Origin of the sequence: Caulobacter endophyticus, assembly GCF_029543245.1 — a bacterium.
Classification (GTDB): Bacteria; Pseudomonadota; Alphaproteobacteria; order Caulobacterales; family Caulobacteraceae; genus Caulobacter; species Caulobacter endophyticus_A.
The window spans coordinates 1-17400 of the sequence record NZ_JARQWV010000008.1 but is presented as its reverse complement, the minus strand read 5'-3'; the positions used below and the strand labels follow the sequence as shown (position 1 = coordinate 17400).

The following is a 17400-nucleotide window of genomic DNA, read 5'->3' as shown; positions in this document are numbered from 1 at the left end:
GTTTTCAAGGAGCGGTCATCGTGACCCGATCCGAACATCTCTCCCGCCGCGACTGGCTGAAGGGCGCGGCCGTCGGCCTCGCGCCGCTGTCGGTCGCCGCCGCCATCGGCCTGCCGCCGGCCCGCAAGGCCCTGGCCTGGGCCAGCGGCTCGTCCTCGGCGCTGGACGCCCTTTCCCTGTCGCCGCAATGGCTGAACGGCCCGGCGCCGACGCCCAAGGCCCTGGCCGGCAAGGTCGTGCTGGTCGCCTTCTGGACCTATTCCTGCATCAACAGCCTGCGGGTCCTGCCTTACCTGCGCGCCTGGCATACGCGCTACCGCGACCGGGGCCTGGTGGTGATCGGCGTGCATACGCCCGAGTTCGCCTTCGAGAAGGACGTCGCCAATGTGCGCCAGGCCCTCGGCGACCTGGACGTTCCGTTCCCGGTCGTGCTCGACAGCGACTGGCGGATCTGGCGGGCCTACGGCAACAACGCCTGGCCGGCCTTCTACTTCGTCGGCGCCGACGGCCGGGTGCACGGCCATGCGGCGGGCGAAGGCGACTACGACCGCCACGAGCGGCGCATCCAGGCCCTGCTGGCGCAAGTTCCCGGCCCGGCGATCGCGCAGGATCTGTCGCCGATCAGGGCCGTCGGTCCCGAGGCGGCGCCCGACTTCGCCGAGCTGGGCTCGCCCGAAAGCTACATCGGCTGGGGAAAGGCCGACGCCTTCGCCTCGCCCGGCGGCCTGCGCCAGGACGCCGCCAAGGCCTACCGCCAGCCCGCCGCCCTCGACCTCAACCGCTGGGGCCTCTCCGGCGACTGGCGGGCCGGCGAGGAGTTCACCACCAGCCTCGCGTCCGGCGCCGTGGTCGCCAGCCGCTTCCACGCCCGCGACCTGCACATGGTGCTCTCGCCCGACCAGCCGGGCCGGCCGGTGCGCTATCGCGTACGCCTCGACGGCCAAACTCCGGGGTCCGACCACGGCTGGGACGTCGCGCCCGACGGAACCGGGGTGATCGACCGGCCCCGCATGTATCAGCTCGTCCGCCAGTCGCGCCCCGTCGGCGATCGCGGCTTTGCGATCGAGTTCCTCGATCCCGGCGTCCGCGCCTACGCCTTCACCTTCGGCTAGCCCGAGCCTCTCTCCCCCAAAACGCCAACCCGAACGGCCCTCACGGCCGAACCCTTCCGCACGCCTCAAGGAGACCCCCATGTCCAAGAAAGCCCTCGCCTTCTCCCTGGCCTTCGCCCTGACCGGCTTCGCCGCCGCCCAAGCCGCTACGCCGCCCGCCGCCAAGCCGACGGTCGTCCTGGTGCACGGCGCCTTCGCCGACTCCAGCAGCTGGGACGGCGTGGTCGCCGACCTCCGGCGCGACGGCTACCCGGTCGTGTCGGCCGCCAACCCGCTGCGCGGCGCGGCCAACGACGCCGCCGCCGTGCGCACGGTGATCAATTCCATCCCCGGCCCGGTCGTGCTGGTCGGCCACTCCTACGGCGGCACGGTGATCTCGGCCGCCGCCGACGGCGCGGCCAACGTCAAGGCGCTCGTTTATGTCGCCGCCTTCGCCCCCGAGGTCGGCGAAAGCACCTTCGACCTGACCGGCAAGTTCCCCGGCTCGACCCTGCCCGCCGCCCTCGACAAGCCGGTCGACCTGCCCGGCGGCGTCCACGACCTCTATATCCAGCAGGACAAGTTCCCCGCCCAGTTCGCCGCCGACGTGCCGCTGGCCAAGGCCCAGCTGATGGCGATCGCCCAGCGCCCGCTGACCGACGCCGCCGGCGGCGAGAAGGCCGTCTCGGCCGCCTGGAAGACCATCCCGTCCTGGTGGGTCTGGGGCGGCGGCGACCGCAACATCCCGCCGGCCGCCATGGCCTGGATGGCCGACCGCGCGCATGCCAAGCAGGTGGTGACCGTGCCCGGCGCCTCGCACGTCGTGATGATCTCGCATCCGCACGCCGTCTCGGCCCTGATCGAAACCGCCGCCAAGGCCCAGTGACTCCAGAGACAGGAAAACACCCATGACAAAGACATGGCTGATCACCGGGGCCTCGCGCGGTCTCGGACGGGCCCTCGCCGAAGCCGTGCTGGCCGCCGGCGACCATCTGGTGGCCACCGCCCGCGATCCCGGCGCGCTTCAAGACCTCGCCGGCCGCCACGGCGACGCCGTACGGCTGGCGGCCCTCGACGTCTCCGACCCGGTCGCGGCCGAACGCGCCGTGGCCCTGGCGGTCTCGGCCTTCGGCCGGCTCGACGTGGTGGTCAACAACGCCGGCTACGGCGATGTCGGCCCGGTGGAAGACACCTCGCTCGACGACTTCCGCCGCCAGATCGAGACCAACCTGTTCGGCACGATCATCGTCACCAAGGCGGCGATCCCGTTGATGCGCGAGCAGCGCTCGGGCCACGTGATCCAGCTGTCGTCCGTCGGCGGACGGATCGGCGCGCCGGGCCGCGCGCCCTACTCGGCCGCCAAGTGGGGCGTCGAGGGCTTCTCCGAGAGCCTGGCGCTGGAAATGGCCCTCGTGGGCGTCAAGGTGAGCATCGTCGAGCCGGGCGGCTTCCGCACCGACTTCGCCGGCGCCTCGACGACGCTGAGCGCCGGCCGCGCCGAGTACGACGCCGTGGTCGGGGCCACCGCCCGTCGCCAGGCGGCCTATGACGGCAATCAGCCCGGCGATCCGGTCCGCGCCGCCCAGGCCATCCTCGCCGTGGCCGCCATGGACGAGCCGCCGCTGCGCATCGCGCTGGGCAGCGACGCCGTCGGCATCATCCGCGACACCGATACGCGGCGGCTGGCCGAGCTGGAACGCTGGCGGGACTTGAGCGTCTCGACCGACTTCCCGGCCCAGTAATTCTGATCGGCCTTGCAGCCGAGCAGACGGCGGCGTTCGAAAACCTGAGCGAGAGCAGGGTGTTGAACGCCGCCAATAGGCCTCTTGAGAACACCTGATTTGTCGCCCGCCCTCCCCCGCCGCAAGCCTTGCGGCCAAGACACGGAGGCGAACATGACCACGGCCGCGAAACGCCAACTGAAACTCGGCGCCATCCTCGAAGGCGTCGGCGCCGATCACACCAGCTGGCGCGATCCCGACCTCGCCGGCGACGCCAGCATCGACATCGGCTGGTACATCGACAACGCCCGCCTGGCCGAAGCGGCCAAGTTCGATCTCGTCTTCATCGTCGACAGCCCGTTCATCACCCCCGACACCGCGCCGCACTTCCTCAACCGGCTCGAGCCCCTCACCTTGCTGTCGGCCCTGGCGGTCTCGACCTCGAAGATCGGCCTCGTCGGCACCCTGACCACCTCGTACTGGGAGCCCTACAACGTGGCCCGCCAGTTCGGCTCGCTGGACCACATCAGCAAGGGCCGCGCGGGCTGGAACGTGGTGACCACGGGGCTGGAGGGCGCCGCCCGCAACTACGGCCGCGACGCCCACTTCGACCACGCCGTGCGCTACGAGCGGGCCGGCGAGTTCGTCGATGTCGTCCAGGGCCTGTGGGACAGCTACGAGGACGACGCCTTCCCGCGCGACAAGGCCGCCGGCGTCTTCCTCGACAAGGACAAGCAGCACGCTCTGAACCACAAGGGCCCGCATTTCTCCGTCGCCGGGCCGCTGGCGCTGAGCCGCTCGCAGCAAGGCCAGCCGGTGATCTTCCAGGCCGGGGTCAGCGGCGCGGGCCGCGATCTGGGCGCCCGGATCGCCGAGGGGGTGTTCGCCGGGGTCGACGGCTTCGAGGACGCCCAGGAATACTACGCCGACCTCAAGGCCCGCGCGGCCGCGCAGGGGCGCGATCCCGACCACATCAGCGTACTGCCGGGCCTGTCGCCCGTCATCGCCGATACCGACGAGGAGGCCCGCGCCCTGGCCGAGGCCCAGCGCGGCGCCGTCAGCATCGACAAGCTGCTGACCCAGCTTGGCCGCGCCTTCGGCTATCACGACTTCAAGCAGTACCCTCTGGACGGGCCGTTCCCCGACGTCTCGGGCCTCAGCCTCAACGCCTACAAGGGCCACGCCGAGCGCATCGTGCGGATCTCGCGCGAGCAGAACCTGACCCTGCGCCAGGCGGCCGAGCGGTTCGGAACCTGGCGCAGCGACTTCGTCGGCTCGCCCCAGACCATCGCCGACGAGATCCAGCGCTGGTTCGAGGGCCGGGCCGCCGACGGCTTCATCCTGCGGGTCACGCGCCCGCGCGACTTCGCCCTGTTCCGCGAGCAGGTGGTGCCGATCCTTCAGGCCCGCGGCCTGTTCCGCACTGAGTACGAGCACGACACCCTGCGCGGGCACCTCGGCCTGCCCGTTCCCGAAAACCGCTGGACGCGCGCGCCCGGCCAGCTGGCGGCGGAATAGCGATGGCTGAGCTTGCTGAAGCCGCGATCGAGGCGGCCCCGCCGCCTCGCCCGCCCGTCATCGACCTGGCCCTGGCGGCGCTGGACTGGCCCGCGCCCGGCTTGGCGGATCGCATCGACGTGCTGGAGCGGGCGGCGCTGGACGCGGCTTAGTCTTCCCTGGCGCAAAACTCCGCTCAATCCCCGCGAAGGCGGGGACCCAAGCTGAATTCACGGCGCGCTAATCAGCTTGGTCTTAGAGCGCTGTAAAGCCGCTTGGATCCCCGCCTTCGCGGGGAAGCTCGGAAGATGAGGTTCAAGCTGTGACGATTACGTCCTAACGCCAAACGAACCGCGCCCCATCCCGCCCATCGGACTGAGGTCCAGGGCTGTCGGCGGTCCAGACGCCCGCCTCCGACACTCGCAGAAAGCGGTTGGTGACCAGCGACATCAAGGCCAGCTCACCGGTCGGCGTCTCGATCCACTGGAAGGCCTGGGCCTTGTCGTCGCGCGCCTTAGAGGCGCTGATCGTCCCGTCGGCGGCGACGGTCAGATAGCCTTCCGGCCCGCGCAGCAAGGCCCGGCCCAGCGGCCGCTTCTCGACAATCACGACCTTCTCCTGGCCCAGCGCCGCCAGCGTCACCTTGCGCCCACCCGGGATCGGCCGGCGCAGGCCGCGCGGATGCGGCTCGAACACCTCGAAGGCGTCGAAGTCGGCGTGACCGCCCTCGCGTCCGGCCTCGTTGTAGGCGAACAGGCCGTAGCGCACGCCCTGGAAGGTGCGCAGCTGGAACACCATGGCCATAGGCTCGCCCAAGGCCGTGAACGCCTTGCCGTCGGTCGAATAGGAGAACCGCGCCGTCTCGGCCATGAAGTCGGCGTCGGCCTGCAGCCAGATCCGTGTCCCCGAAACCCTGGCCTTGGCGATCTGGCCCGTGCGCTGGTCGCGCTGCTCGACCTCCAGCCCGCCGGCGACCTTGCGCACGCCGATCCAGGCATAGGGCAGGTTCAACAGGGCCAGCCCCGCCACGTCGCCCTCGACCAGACCCGAGGCGTCCAGGAGCGTGCGGGGCCGCGACGCCGGACCGATCGAACGCTGGGTCAGGGTGTTGCGCGCCGTCCAGAAGTCGGCGGCCGGCAGGGTCTTCAGCCGCAGGAAGCCCGGCCGCTCGGACAGCGACCAGCGGGCGTCGACGGGTACGTGGTTCCACTGCCAGATCGGTTTGAGCACGGCCGCCGAGAAGTCGTCGCCCCGCTCGTAGGGCGCATGCGGCGCATCCTTGGCGCCCGTGTCGGGCTTGACCCAGGTGCGCGGGTTGCGGCCCAGGTTCCCCGGCAGGCCGAAATAGGGCCAGCCGTCCTTCCAGGTCACCGGCGACAGGGCCGTCAGCCGCCCCACCGAATTGTAGTCCATCATCGAATAGCCCCACCACGCGCCACCCGGCGTCTGGACGTAGCCGCCCTGGTGCAGGGCGGTGCGGCCGCGCGGCCGGGGATCGGGCGGGATGATCGTGAACGGCGGCTTGGGGGCCTCCAGGCGATTGCCCTCGGCCAGGCCGAAGTCCTCGCCGACGCTGATCTCGCGATTGACCTCATAGGGCCCGTCCGGGCGATCGGCGCGCGCCACAGGCAGCCGCATCATGCCGTCGAACCAGGCGCTGGTGATCCAGTACTTGCCGCCGACCTTGGTGAAGTGCAGCCCCTCGCCCATGCCCTGCTCGGGGGCGATGATCTCGCGCTCGCTGCCCGGCACGATGTCGGTCAGGTCGGCGTTCAACTGCGCCATGCGGATGCCGCGATAGCCCCAGACCACGTAGACCTTGCCGTCGTCGTCGAACAACACGGAGAGATCGTGGAAGCCCCGCTTCATCCGCGTACGCGTCCAAGGCCCGGCGGGGTTCTTGGCGGTGAAGTGGAAGGTCGCCTCGCGATTGACGTTGCTGAAGATGTGGAAGACGCCGTCGTGATGGCGGAAGCTCGGCGCCCAGAAGCCCTGGCCGTAGACCTCGCCGCCCTCCAGCCGGAAGTTCGGGCCAAGGTCCAGCCTGTCGGCCGCGTAGCCGACGAACCGCCAGTTCACCAGATCGCGCGAGTGCAGGATCGGCAGGCCCGGCATCGTGTGCATGGTCGTGCCGGTCAGGTAGTAGTCCTCGCCCACCCGGATCATGTCGGGGTCGGAGAACTCGTCGTAGAACAGCGGATTGGTGAAGGTTCCGTCGCCGTTGTCGGCGGTCCAGGTGCGCGGGCCAGGCTCGCCCGCAAGGCCTGGCGCGGCGCTTGCCACCAGCAGAAACGCCGCCAGCCCGGCCAGGAATACGCGGTGAGGCTTGCTCGGCGTCATCTTGCTTCTTCCCTCGTCGCCGTCTCGAGCGGCGTCTGGAGCAGCCTTCGCCAGCTGCCGACTATTTGTCGGAGTATAATCGGCAACAATGGTCGTCAATCACCTGATGATCCGGATATGCGTGCACATGCAATCTATCGAACAATGCATATTGTCTGAGTAAACTTCACCCAATCGTCCACCCAGGGGACGAACCCGCGCCGGATCGAGGCCGGATCGGCCGTTCAACCAGGCGGATCAAGGCTTTCGCGGCCTTCCGGCGGTTGCGGCGAACGCTTGACGCCGCAGGGCGGCGCGTGACAAGGCCGATGTCACCAGTCAGTCTGGTTCTCCCGATTCTATAAGGAGTTACTCCATGAACACCGCCGATATCGCCGAAGCTCTGGTCGCCAGCGACGACAAGCTGACCAAGACCCAGGCCAAGGCCATCGTCGACGGCGTCTTCAAGGCCATCGCTGACGCCGCCGTGAAGGGCGAAGAAGTCTCGATCCCGGGCTTCGGCAAGTTCAAGGTCCAGGACAAGCCGGCCCGCACCGGCCGCAACCCGGCCACGGGCGCGACCATCGAGATCGCCGCCAGCAAGAAGGTCGGCTTCACGCCGGCCAAGCAACTGAAGGACGCCGTCAACGGCTGATCCTGACAGGAACGGCCTTCGGGGCTAACTCGAAGAAAAAAGAGGCGGAACGTCCCAGACGTTCCGCCTCTGCTGTTTTGGGGCCGCCACGACCTCGTGGTCGGATCGGCTCGAAGCCGGATCCCGTACCCTCGAACCCGACTTTCCCCGCGAAGGCGGGGATCCAAGCCGCGTATCCGGATCACCCGCGGCCGCGCCACATCCTGAAAGCCAGCTTGGGTCCCCGCCTTCGCGGGGAAGCTCGGTGGAGGGGGCTGCATCTCCCGGCCTCAGCCCCGCTCAGCGGAACATGAAGCCGGGATGACGATCAGTATTGAACTCCGATCTCCCGGAACCGCCCTACCAGTTCCACATCGTCCCGTCTTCCAGGCGGGCGACCGGCAGCTGGCGCGGCTCGTAGGGGTACTTGGCGGCCAGGGCCTCGTCGATGTCGACGCCGTGGCCAGGCGTGTCGCCCACGTAGAGCATGCCCTTGTCGAACCGGTAGTCGTGCGGGAACACCGCGTCGGTCTCTTCGGAATGGCGCATGTATTCCTGGATGCCGAAGTTGGGCACCCAGGTGTCGAAGTGCAGCGCCGCCCCCATGGTCACCGGCGACAGGTCGGTGGCGCCGTGGCAGCCGGTGCGCACCGACCACAGCGAGGCGAAGTCGGCGATGCGGCGCAGGTGGGTCAGGCCGCCGGCCCCGACGATCGTCGTGCGGATGTAGTCGATCAGCTGTTCCTGGATCAGGTCCTTGGCGTCCCAGATCGTGTTGAACACCTCGCCCACGGCCAGCGGCGTGGTGGTGTGCTGGCGGATCAGGCGGAAGGCCTCCTGGTTCTCGGCCGGCGTGGAATCCTCCAGCCAGAAGAGGTCGTAGGGCTCCAGGCTCTTGCCCAGCTGCGCGGCCTCGCGCGGGGTCATCCGGTGGTGGCCGTCGTGCAGCAGGGCCACGTCGAAGCCGTGCTCCTTGCGCAGCGCCTCGAACAGGGTCGGCAGGTAGCGCAGGTACTTGCGGGTGTCCCAGGTGGTCTCGGTCGGCAGGGTGGCGTCGGCCGGCTCGTAATACATGTCACCGCGGCCCACGCCGTAGGCCAGGTCCAGGCCCGGCACGCCCGACTGGGCCCGCACGGCCTTGTAGCCGGCGTCGATATAGCGGCCGACAGCCTCGACGGTGTCTTCCAGGTCGCTGCCGTTGGCGTGGCCGTAGACCAGTACGCCGTCGCGCGAACGCCCGCCCAAGAGGTCGTACAGCGGCGCCCCCAGGGCCTTGGCCTTGATGTCCCACAGGGCCACGTCGACGGCGGCGATGGCGCGCATCGTCACCGGCCCACGACGCCAGTAGGCCCCGCGATAGAGATACTGCCAGATGTCCTCGATGCGGCGCGCGTCACGGCCGATCAGCACCGGGATGACGTGGTCTTCCAGATAGGCGACGACCGACTTTTCGCGGCCGTTCAGCGTGGCGTCGCCGATGCCGTAGACGCCCTGGTCGGTCTCGATCTTCAGGGTGACGAAGTTGCGGCCTGGCGAGGTGACGATCACGCGGGCGCCGGTAATTCGCATCGGCGGCAGGCCGGCTGCTTTGAACGCCTCGGTTTGGCTAGTATGCACGTCGAGATTCCCGTGGTCTTCCAGTTGGAAGACCCATAACTATCGACAACTGGCTTGTCCATATTGGTCAGACCAATTTTAGGAAGTCCCCGCATGTCCGTGAAGGGCGAGAACCGTCTGTACGAACGCGTCGCCAAGGATCTGGCCGGCCAGATCGCCGAGGGTCGCTACGCCGTCGGCCAGCGCCTGCCGTCCGAACGCGACCTCGCCCAGACCTATTCGGTCTCGCGCCCCACGATCCGCGAGGCGATCATCGCCCTGGAACTGGACGGCATGGTCGAGGTGCGCCTGGGCTCGGGCGTCTATGTGAAGGCCCAGACCCCTAACGAGGGCCAGGCCGGCGCTACCGACATCGGCCCGTTCGAGCTGCTGGAGGCCCGCCGCGCCATCGAGGCCGAGGCCTGCGCCATGGCCGCCAAGCGCATCACCAACGAAGAGCTCGACCAGCTCGACGGCCTGGTGGCCGAGATGCAGGCCGAGAACGCCCGCGACGTCGACCGCTCGGAAGACGCCGACAAGCGCTTTCACATGCTGATCGCCGCCTCCACCCAGAACAGCGCCATGATCGCCGCCGTCGAGCTTCTGTGGGAGGCCCGCGAGCGCTCCCCCCAGACCAAGCTGATGGGCGAGAAAGCCCACGCCGCCGGCGTCATCCCGCGCATCGACGAGCACGCGGCCATCGTTTCGGCCCTGCGGGCACGCTCGCCCGAGGACGCCCGCGACGCCATGCGACGCCACCTCACCCGCGTGCTGAACTCGCTGCTGGCGGCCACCGAGGTGCAGGAGATGGAAGAGGCCCGCGCCCGCATCGCCGCCACCCGCGACCGCTACACTTAAGGAAGCGAAGCAAGCCTATTTACGGCGGTCGCAGGAAGCTGAACAATCAACCCCAGATGTAAGTGGGGTGTCATGTTCAGCTCAGTGTTCTTCGCCGCCGCGCTCCTGCAGGCCAGCCCGGCTCTTCCGCCCGAGAACTGCCGGGACGACAACCACGCCGACCGCTGCGCGCCGGAGGACCGGGCTCGCATCGTCGCCAGGCTGGGCATGGCCTCGGCCGACGCGGAAGCCAAGGCCGGCGTCGAGGCCTATCGCGCCTTCTTCGTCGACGGCTACGGCCGCGAGCGCCCGACCATCGCCTTCGAACGGCGGCCGGGCCAGCCGCCAAAGGCCGTGGTCTACGCCCAGGGCCGCAAGCTCGAAGCCCTCGCCTCGCTGACGGCCTGGAACAAGGTGAAGAGCGACGCGCAGTTCGCCGATCGCGCCCTGACGCCGCTTCCGCCCGTCAAGCCGGCCAACGACGTGCCGAACTTCTGCCTTCACGCCTGGGTCTCGTCGATCGAGATCGTCAATGCGCCAACCCGCGAAGGCGGCCCCGACACGGTCAGGACCCGAACGGAAAACGCCTGCGGCCCGGGCCTGACGACGCAGTTCACCTTCGAGCTGGCGACGCTCGCCATCCAGCAGTTCCCGGCCTGCGAGGCCCTGTCGGAAACCAAGTACCGCAACGACATCGAACGCCTGGCGGCCTGCACGCTGCTGCACGGCGACACCCTCGCCGCCGCCGGCTTCACCAGCCAGACCGGCGGCTGGCTGGAGTTGCGCCGCGACCTCGAACCGGCCAGGGCCTGGAGCAGCTGGATCGGCACCAACGCCAAGGCCGAACTGAACTGGAACGGACAGGTCGCCAAGGACGACATCTACGGGCGCAACAACGTCGGCAAGTTCCTCGCCGCCCAAAGCGCGTCGGCGCGGCTGTCGCTCTATCCCGACCGGATCGAGGGCCTGGACGGCCGGACGGTCAAGGTGACCGGGCGGCTCCACAAGGCCTCGTTGTCCGAGCCGCAGGTCCGGGAGTCGGCGTCCAGCGAGCAGACCTGGATCTGGGACACGGGCCTGCGCGAATGGGCGCTCAAGTCGTGGACGGTGAGCGCCTTCACCGTCGAGAAATAGAGCGACGCGCGGGGGCCCAACACCCCCGCGCGCCCCTGCTCGATCAGAACGTCATCGACGCCCGCACGCCGCCGTAGCGCTTGAAGTCGCGCGGCAGGAAGGCCTGCACCGCCAGCTGGTTGCCGTAGGCGCCGTAGTTGTTGACGAGGTTGGTGTAGTAGCCCTCGTCGAACAGGTTGTTGACGAAGGCCGTCACCTGGTAGCCGCGCGCCTTGTCGCGCACGCCCACCGACAGGTTGACCACGGCGTAGCCCTTCTGGACGGTCAGCGGATCCTGGCTCAGCGAGTAGTTGACACTGCTCTGGTAGTTGGCCGCCACATTGGCCACGCCTTCCAGGTCGCCGGCCAGCGGACGCACGTACTCGGCGCCGGCGCTCAGCTTCCACTTCGGAGCCTGGGGCGGACGCTCGCCGGCCAGGTTCTGGCGGGCGGGCGAGCCGGTGCAGCCCTGGGCGGCCGTCTGGCCGGGCCAGCACTGGGCGCCGGCGAACTGGGTGATCTCGGCGTCCAGATAGGCCACCGAGCCCGACAGGGTCAGGCCGTCGACCAGGCGGGCCGTGCTTTCCAGCTCGACGCCGCGGGTGCGGATCGCGCCCACATTGGTCAGGCGGAAGTTCTGGGTGCCGTCCGGCAGCAGTTCGGCGCCCTGGGCCTGGAAGTCCTCGTACTCGGTGTTGAACAGCGTGGCGTTCAGGGTCACGCGGCGATCCAGGAACCGCGAGCGCACGCCCACCTGGATGTCTTCCGAGCTTTCCGGGCGCACGGGGCCAAGGTCGGCGCGGGCTTGGTTGAAGCCGGTGGTCAGGTCGTAGCTCTGGCCCTTGTGGCCGGTGGCGTAGGTGGCGAACACCATCACGTCGTCGGCCAGCTTGTGCTGCACGCCCACACGATAGGTGGCGTAGTCGTCGCTGGCGCCGTCGGCCCAGGCCGCCGCCGGCCCGCCGCGCAGGTCGCGGAAGGTGTAGCCGATCTTCTCGCGGCCCAGGCGCAGGCCGCCGATCAGGGTCGTGCCCTCGATCACGTCATATTCCAGCTGGCCGAACACCGAGTTCTCGTTCGAGCCCGAGGTCGCGTCCCAGTTGGCCTGCGAGAAGGCCGGGCCACGGAAGAAGTAGCGGCGATAGTTCACGTCGGCGTGGAAGGCGCCCAGGGTGTAGCGCAGGCGCTGCGAACCGTCCGAGACCAGCCGGATCTCCTGGCTGAACTGGTCGGCCGAGAACAGGCCCTTGGCGTAGTTGTTGACGCTCAGCGCCGTCTCGTCCTGGTCGAAGGCGTCCAGCATCTTGTAGCGGTCGTTGGCAGTGACCGAAATCAAGGTCGCAAAACCCAGGTCGTAGGTCATCTTCAGCGACTGGGCGAAGTCCTCGTAGTCCGAGCCGGTGGTGACGTTGTTGACCACCGAGCTGTTGTTGGCGCCTACGGTCACGCCGGGCGCGAACACGGCCGGCGTCCAGGCGGCGTTGCCGCGCAGGCGGGCGTTCGGCGACAGGGCGATGAACGGCCGGCCCGCCGTGGTGTCGCCCTTCAGGTAGTCGACGGCCAGGATGGCGCTGAACTTGTCGGTCGGGTCCCAGACCAGCTTGTTGCGGGTGGCGAAGGTCTCGCGGCCGTTGACCTTCTCGCCGTTGTAGAGGTTGTCGATATTGCCCTCGAAGCTGGTGTAGCTGTTCGAGGAACGGAACCGCAGGGTGTCGGTGATCGGGCCCGAGATCATGGCGCCCAGGCCGACCTCGTCGTCGGTGGTGGCCAGAGCGCTGACCTTGCCGGTCAGCTCGCGGGTCGGGCCGGGGGTGACGATATTGATCAGGCCGGCCGAGGCCGACTTGCCGTACAGCGTGCTCTGCGGGCCGCGAAGCACCTCGATCCGCTCGACGTCGGCCAGGTCGGCGAAGGCGCGGGCCTGGAAGGCGATCGGCACGTCGTCGACCACGACGGCGACGCTGGGCTCGACCCCCACCCCGAAGGCGAAGGTGCCCACGCCGCGGATCGACACCGAGGCGTTCACGGGGTTGTCGGCCGGGCGCACGATCAGCGACGGCGCCACCTTGGTCAGGTCGGTGAACTCACGCACGGCGGCGGCTTCCAGCTGGTCGCCGCCGATCACCTGCACGGCCATCGGCACGTCCTGGACGTTCTGCGAGCGCTTCTGGGCGGTGACGACGATCTCGCCGACGATCGCGTCGTCGACCGTTTCCTGGGCATGGGCGAGGCCAGCGAAGGCGGCCAGGGCGACCCCCGCCGAGATCCCGCCGAGCGCCGTCGTGTTGAAAAACCGCCGCATACCTGACTCCCATATTCTGAAGGGTTCTTCGACCCGATGGGAGTGCACATAGAGATTGGTCAGACCGATTGCAATAGCGGCCTGACCATGCGCCCTGGCCAAACTAGACCAAACCCTCTAGGAAGGAGCCAAGTACGATTTAGGGAGAACGCCGCCCATGACGCCCAGCCGTCGCCAGCTGCTCGCCGGAGCCGCCCTGACCGCCAGCGCCGCGCTTGCCGTGCAGGCTCATGCACAGGAAAAGGCCGCCTCCCCGCCCCTCGTCGCCGGTGACGAGCCGCTGCTGCTGTTCGCGCAGCATGACCGCCCGCGCACCACGCTCGACGGCCTGTGGGCCTACATCCTCGACCAGAACGACTCCGCCTTCCGCAAGCCGAACGCCCGCCGGGCCTTCTGGCTGGACGAGCCGCAGAAGCCGGGCGGCCCCGTCGTCGAGTACGACTGGAGCATCTCGCCGCGCATGGAGATCCCCGGCGACTGGAACACCCGCGATCCGTCGCTGGAGTGGTACGACGGCCCGATCTACTTCCATCGCCGCTTCCAGGCCCCGGCCGATGCGGGCGGCCGCCGCTTCCTCAGCTTCGAGGCGGTGAACTACGACGCCGTCGTCTGGCTGAACGGCCAGGAGATCGGCCGTCACGAGGGCGGCTTCACGCCCTTCGTCTTCGAGGTCACCGGCAAGCTGAAGCCCGGTGAGAACGTCGTGGTGCTGCGGGTCGACGACCGGGTGGGCCCCGAGACCCTGCCCTCCCTCGACTTCGACTGGAAGAACTACGGCGGCATCACCCGCTCGGTCTGGTTGGTCGAGACGCCCAGGACCTTCCTGCGCGACGCCTTCCTGCGGCTGGAGGGCGGCCAGATCGTCGCCGACCTGCGCGCCGACGGTCCGGCCGCGGCCGGCCTGGAGGTCTCGGTCGCCATCGCCGGCCTGAACCTGACCCTGACCGGCAAGACCGGCCCCGACGGCCGCGCCCGCCTGTCCGCCAAGCCGCCGCGCGGCCTGAAGCTGTGGTCGCCAGAAAGCCCCACGCTCTACGACGTGACCTTCAAGGCCGGCGAGGACGTGCGCCGCGACCGTATCGGCTTCCGCACGCTGGAGGCCCGCGGCCGCCAAATCCTGGTCAACGGCAAGCCGCGCTTCATCCGCGGGATCGCCCTGCACGAAGAGCCCCTGGGCGCCCAGGGCGGCCGCGTCATGACCCCGCCCGAGGCCCGCGCCCTGCTGGAAGAGGCCAAGGCCCTGGGCTGCGACATGGTCCGCCTGGCGCATTATCCGCATACGGAAAGCACCGTGCGGCTGTGCGACGAGTTGGGCCTGCTGGTCTGGTCGGAGATCCCCGTCTACTGGGACGACGTGGCCTATGAGAGCCCCAGGACCCTGGCCCTGGCCCGCGCCATGGCCGCCGAGATGGTGGTGCGCGACCGCAACCGCGCCAGCGTCGCCTTCTGGTCGGTGGCCAACGAGACGCCCACTCACCAGGCCCGCACGACCTTCCTGCGCCACGTGGTCGCCGACATCCGCCGCCTCGACCCGACCCGCCTGCTGACCGCCGCCCTCAACAAGAACATCGACGTCGGCGGCGCCAAGGCCGGCCAGAACCAGTTCGTGGTCGACGACCCTCTGGCGCCCGACCTCGACGTCGTGGCCATCAACCAGTACGAGGGCTGGTATGGCCCGCGCACGCCCGACCAGGCCAAGACCGTCCGCTTCTCCAACCCGCACGACAAGCCGATGATGATGAGCGAATTCGGCGCCGACGCCCTCTACGGCGAACGTGGCCCGAAAGAGAACCGCTGGACCGAGGAGTACCAGGCCTGGGTGTTCGAGGAGACCCTGGCCCTGCTCGACCGCGACGGCTTCGTCGGCGTCAGTCCCTGGGTGCTGAAGGACTTCCGCTCCCCGCGCCGCTGGCACGCCCGCTACCAGGACTACTGGAACCGCAAGGGCCTGGTCAGCAACGAGGGCCACCGCAAGCTCGCCTTCGAGACCCTGCGCCGCTACTACGTGGGCAAGACCTCGTGAGGACCGCCGCCCTCCTCTTCCTGGCCTTGCTGGCACCCGGCGCAGGCTTAGCCCAGAGCTTCGACGTCTCCGTCACGGTCGACGACCTGCCCGTACACGGCGCCCTGCCGCCGGGCATGACCCGCCTGTCGATCGCCCGCTCGCACATCGAGACCTTCAAGGCCCACGGCGTGAAGGAGGCCTTCGGCTTCGTCAATTCGGCCAATGCGACCGACGTGGAGAGCAACGCCGTGCTCGACGCCTGGCGCGCCGCCGGCCATCCGCTCGGCAACCACACCGCCAGCCACCTCAACCTCGAGAAGGCCGAAACGCTGCAGGCCTGGATCGCCGACCTCGAGGCCGGCGAGCCGGCGGTGGCCCAGCGGATGAAGGGCCAGGACTGGCGGTATCTGAGGTTTCCCAACCTGACGGCCGGCACGCGCCCCGAACGCCACCAGGGCGCGGCCGCCTACCTCGCCGCCCACGGCTACAAGGTCGCCCACGTCACCATCTCGTTCAGCGACTGGAGCTATAGCGACGCCTACGCCCGCTGCCTGGCCAAGGGCGATCAGGCCGCCATCAAGACGATGGAAGACCAGTACCTGCGCGGCGCCGACGACGAGCTCGCGAACATGCGCACCGTCTCGCAGGCGGTCTACGGCCGCATGATCCCGCAGGTGCTGCTGACCCACATCGGCGGCTGGTCGGCGCACATGCTGCCTAAGGTCATGGACCGCCTCGACGCGGCCGGCGCCCGCTACGTCACGCTGGAGAAAGCCCAGAGAGACCCCGCCTACGCCCAAGCCGAGGCCATCCCTGGCGGCGGCGGGATCATGGAGCGCACGGCCAAGGCCCGGGGCATCGCCCTGCCGGCGACGGCTTCGACCGCCGCGCGCGTGGATCCCAAGACGCTTTGCCGCTGAAGGCTACCGGCTTGGTGGTGCAATCTTCGCGGGGGGCGGGACCTCCACGTCCTTCGGCAGCGGATCGGCGACCCAGGCGTGTCGATCCACCGCGACGTAGCGCACGTTCCAGCGCCAGCCGCCGCACACCGGCCGCGCCTCTCCAACGACCGTGACCCGCCAGAGCGTTCCCGACCAAGCCGTTCGCTTCGCGGGCAAGGAGAGGCGAACGCAGCTTTCTCCGGGACGCAACACCGTCCGCGATAGTTCGCAGTTGGCCTCTGCGGAAAGCGACGACGGCGCACGCGCCGTCAAGGACCGAAGCAGCGAAACGCAGGAAGGCTCTTCACAATCGAGCTGAAACCGGGCCGGACCGGCCGGGTCGCCCTTGCCGACCGCTTGCAGCGCCGCACGCGCCTTGGCCTGCATCTCGATGGCTTGTACCTCAATCGCAGGGGTTTTGCTCGCCAGGGAACTTGCGATCAGGGCGAAGATCATCGTGGCTTCCAGCTACTCGGCGACAGTGAGGTGCAGCCTCGGCCAAGCCTAGGCGCGCGCCAGCGCGCGCCCCGAAACTATCCGTCGATGGACCAGCGATGGAAGCCGCCAGCGCACAAAAAAAGGCCGACCCGTCGTCGTGGTCGGCCGGAGGGGGAACTATGAAGATTGTGGTCGGCTCGCAGACGCCGAACACCCTCTCCTTCTAGCGAAAAGCCCCTGCCTGCGCAATATCGGCCTGACCAATTTTCGCAACTTTTGCGCTAATAGCGCTGTCATCTCGGCATTAAAAATCTATACAACGCAACGACTTCCCCTTTAACGGCAAATCACTACCCCCTGCCACGCGACCTGCGTCGGTACATTTTCCGCACCCCGGTCAGACCAATAAAGCGTCAGACGCCGAGAGATACGCTCCTCCTTTCTAGGGAAGGTGGCCAGAGGACCGGAGGGGCGTTTTCAGCTTTCGCTGCGCTCGCCGCCCACACTCCCCCGTACAATCCCCGCGAAAGCGGGGACCCAGGTTTTTTCTGAAACGCATGGCGCTCACCCCCCACTCACCGCCTCCCTCGCCCTCGTGGCGAGGGCCCATGCCGGCGACCGCTCAGACCCGGGTCGTCCAGCAAAGGTCTGAGCAGGCTGAACGATGGATCCTCGCCACGAGGGCGAGGAAGGCGTGAGTTGGGGTTGGGCTTGGAAGGTTGGTCCGGGCGGGGATAGAGCAGCGTCGATCCCCGGCGCTTCCCGAAAAGAGTCCCACGAACTCAACCGCTTGCAACTTTCTCACGCGCCTGGATCAGACGCGCTGAAACCCGCCGCATAATCACAGCTGTCCCGTCGCAGGGAGAGGGCGCAAGGATCCGGCCCGAAGCGGCGACGTGGATGCGA

Annotated in this window: 14 protein-coding genes; 10 read left to right on the top strand and 4 right to left on the bottom strand. The window is 68.8% G+C overall.

What is annotated here, in order from left to right; all coding sequences use genetic code 11:
• The first annotated feature begins 20 nt into the window (after positions 1–20).
• The 5 genes from P7A99_RS09350 (at position 21) to P7A99_RS09330 (ending at position 4482) form a co-directional block, all read left to right on the top strand.
• A complete protein-coding gene (locus P7A99_RS09350) occupies positions 21–1112 on the top strand; it encodes a redoxin domain-containing protein (RefSeq protein WP_277793613.1) in 1092 nt (363 codons plus the stop codon).
• A gap of 79 nt (positions 1113–1191) precedes the next feature.
• Entirely contained in the window at positions 1192–1977 is a 786-nt protein-coding gene (locus P7A99_RS09345; RefSeq protein ID WP_277793612.1) for an alpha/beta fold hydrolase, read from the top strand.
• A gap of 22 nt (positions 1978–1999) precedes the next feature.
• On the top strand, positions 2000–2833 hold the full coding sequence (locus tag P7A99_RS09340) for an oxidoreductase (RefSeq protein WP_277793611.1): 834 nt from the start codon (positions 2000–2002) through the stop codon (positions 2831–2833).
• Positions 2834–2986: 153 nt separating this feature from the next.
• Complete coding sequence (locus tag P7A99_RS09335) at positions 2987–4330, top strand: LLM class flavin-dependent oxidoreductase (protein WP_277793610.1); 1344 nt, start codon at positions 2987–2989, stop codon at positions 4328–4330.
• A 2-nt stretch (positions 4331–4332) separates the two neighbouring features.
• Positions 4333–4482 (top strand): hypothetical protein, encoded by a 150-nt coding sequence (locus P7A99_RS09330; RefSeq protein ID WP_277793609.1) that lies wholly within the window; start codon positions 4333–4335, stop codon positions 4480–4482.
• A gap of 163 nt (positions 4483–4645) precedes the next feature.
• Here the strand turns inward: P7A99_RS09330 and P7A99_RS09325 are convergent, their stop codons facing one another.
• Positions 4646–6649, bottom strand: a complete 2004-nt coding sequence (locus tag P7A99_RS09325) for a glycoside hydrolase family 43 protein (RefSeq protein WP_277793608.1) — start codon at positions 6647–6649, stop codon at positions 4646–4648.
• 355 nt (positions 6650–7004) lie between these two features.
• On the opposite strand from P7A99_RS09325, the gene P7A99_RS09320 reads away from it, so the two are divergent.
• Positions 7005–7283 carry an HU family DNA-binding protein gene (locus P7A99_RS09320; RefSeq protein ID WP_101715906.1) on the top strand — a complete coding sequence of 93 codons (279 nt, stop codon included), beginning with the start codon at positions 7005–7007 and terminating at the stop codon, positions 7281–7283.
• A gap of 339 nt (positions 7284–7622) precedes the next feature.
• Here the strand turns inward: P7A99_RS09320 and manD are convergent, their stop codons facing one another.
• Positions 7623–8831, bottom strand: coding sequence for a D-mannonate dehydratase ManD (manD, locus tag P7A99_RS09315; protein ID WP_116490704.1), 1209 nt, complete (start codon positions 8829–8831; stop codon positions 7623–7625).
• A 141-nt stretch (positions 8832–8972) separates the two neighbouring features.
• Here manD and P7A99_RS09310 point away from each other — a divergent pair, with 141 nt between their 5' ends.
• On the top strand, positions 8973–9716 hold the full coding sequence (locus P7A99_RS09310; RefSeq protein ID WP_116490705.1) for a FadR/GntR family transcriptional regulator: 744 nt from the start codon (positions 8973–8975) through the stop codon (positions 9714–9716).
• A gap of 72 nt (positions 9717–9788) precedes the next feature.
• Positions 9789–10829, top strand: a complete 1041-nt coding sequence (locus P7A99_RS09305; protein WP_277793607.1) for a hypothetical protein — start codon at positions 9789–9791, stop codon at positions 10827–10829.
• A gap of 43 nt (positions 10830–10872) precedes the next feature.
• On the opposite strand, the gene P7A99_RS09300 is transcribed toward P7A99_RS09305, so the two are convergent.
• Complete coding sequence (locus P7A99_RS09300; RefSeq protein WP_277793606.1) at positions 10873–13110, bottom strand: TonB-dependent receptor; 2238 nt, start codon at positions 13108–13110, stop codon at positions 10873–10875.
• 157 nt (positions 13111–13267) lie between these two features.
• Here P7A99_RS09300 and P7A99_RS09295 point away from each other — a divergent pair, with 157 nt between their 5' ends.
• Both P7A99_RS09295 and P7A99_RS09290 read left to right on the top strand, forming a co-directional pair.
• Positions 13268–15133: a glycoside hydrolase family 2 protein gene (locus P7A99_RS09295; RefSeq protein ID WP_277793605.1), complete on the top strand. Its 1866-nt coding sequence runs from the start codon at positions 13268–13270 to the stop codon at positions 15131–15133.
• Positions 15130–16035: a polysaccharide deacetylase family protein gene (locus tag P7A99_RS09290; protein ID WP_277793604.1), complete on the top strand. Its 906-nt coding sequence runs from the start codon at positions 15130–15132 to the stop codon at positions 16033–16035. Before P7A99_RS09295 ends, P7A99_RS09290 begins: the two co-directional genes overlap by 4 nt.
• Before the next feature lie 3 nt (positions 16036–16038).
• On the opposite strand, the gene P7A99_RS09285 is transcribed toward P7A99_RS09290, so the two are convergent.
• Entirely contained in the window at positions 16039–16512 is a 474-nt protein-coding gene (locus P7A99_RS09285; protein WP_277793603.1) for a hypothetical protein, read from the bottom strand.
• Between the last annotated feature and the right edge of the window lie 888 nt (positions 16513–17400).

Bases quoted from the DNA above. Each gene is read 5' to 3' on its own strand.
- P7A99_RS09310 (WP_116490705.1), top strand. From the start codon at position 8,973: ATGTCCGTGAAGGGCGAGAACCGTCTGTACGAACGCGTCGCCAAGGAT.
- P7A99_RS09335 (WP_277793610.1), top strand. From the start codon at position 2,987: ATGACCACGGCCGCGAAACGCCAACTGAAACTCGGCGCCATCCTCGAA.
- P7A99_RS09345 (WP_277793612.1), top strand. From the start codon at position 1,192: ATGTCCAAGAAAGCCCTCGCCTTCTCCCTGGCCTTCGCCCTGACCGGC.
- P7A99_RS09295 (WP_277793605.1), top strand. From the start codon at position 13,268: ATGACGCCCAGCCGTCGCCAGCTGCTCGCCGGAGCCGCCCTGACCGCC.
- P7A99_RS09325 (WP_277793608.1), bottom strand. From the start codon at position 6,649: ATGACGCCGAGCAAGCCTCACCGCGTATTCCTGGCCGGGCTGGCGGCG.
- P7A99_RS09285 (WP_277793603.1), bottom strand. From the start codon at position 16,512: ATGATCTTCGCCCTGATCGCAAGTTCCCTGGCGAGCAAAACCCCTGCG.
- manD (WP_116490704.1), bottom strand. From the start codon at position 8,831: ATGCGAATTACCGGCGCCCGCGTGATCGTCACCTCGCCAGGCCGCAAC.
- P7A99_RS09320 (WP_101715906.1), top strand. From the start codon at position 7,005: ATGAACACCGCCGATATCGCCGAAGCTCTGGTCGCCAGCGACGACAAG.
- P7A99_RS09340 (WP_277793611.1), top strand. From the start codon at position 2,000: ATGACAAAGACATGGCTGATCACCGGGGCCTCGCGCGGTCTCGGACGG.
- P7A99_RS09305 (WP_277793607.1), top strand. From the start codon at position 9,789: ATGTTCAGCTCAGTGTTCTTCGCCGCCGCGCTCCTGCAGGCCAGCCCG.
- P7A99_RS09330 (WP_277793609.1), top strand. From the start codon at position 4,333: ATGGCTGAGCTTGCTGAAGCCGCGATCGAGGCGGCCCCGCCGCCTCGC.
- P7A99_RS09300 (WP_277793606.1), bottom strand. From the start codon at position 13,110: ATGCGGCGGTTTTTCAACACGACGGCGCTCGGCGGGATCTCGGCGGGG.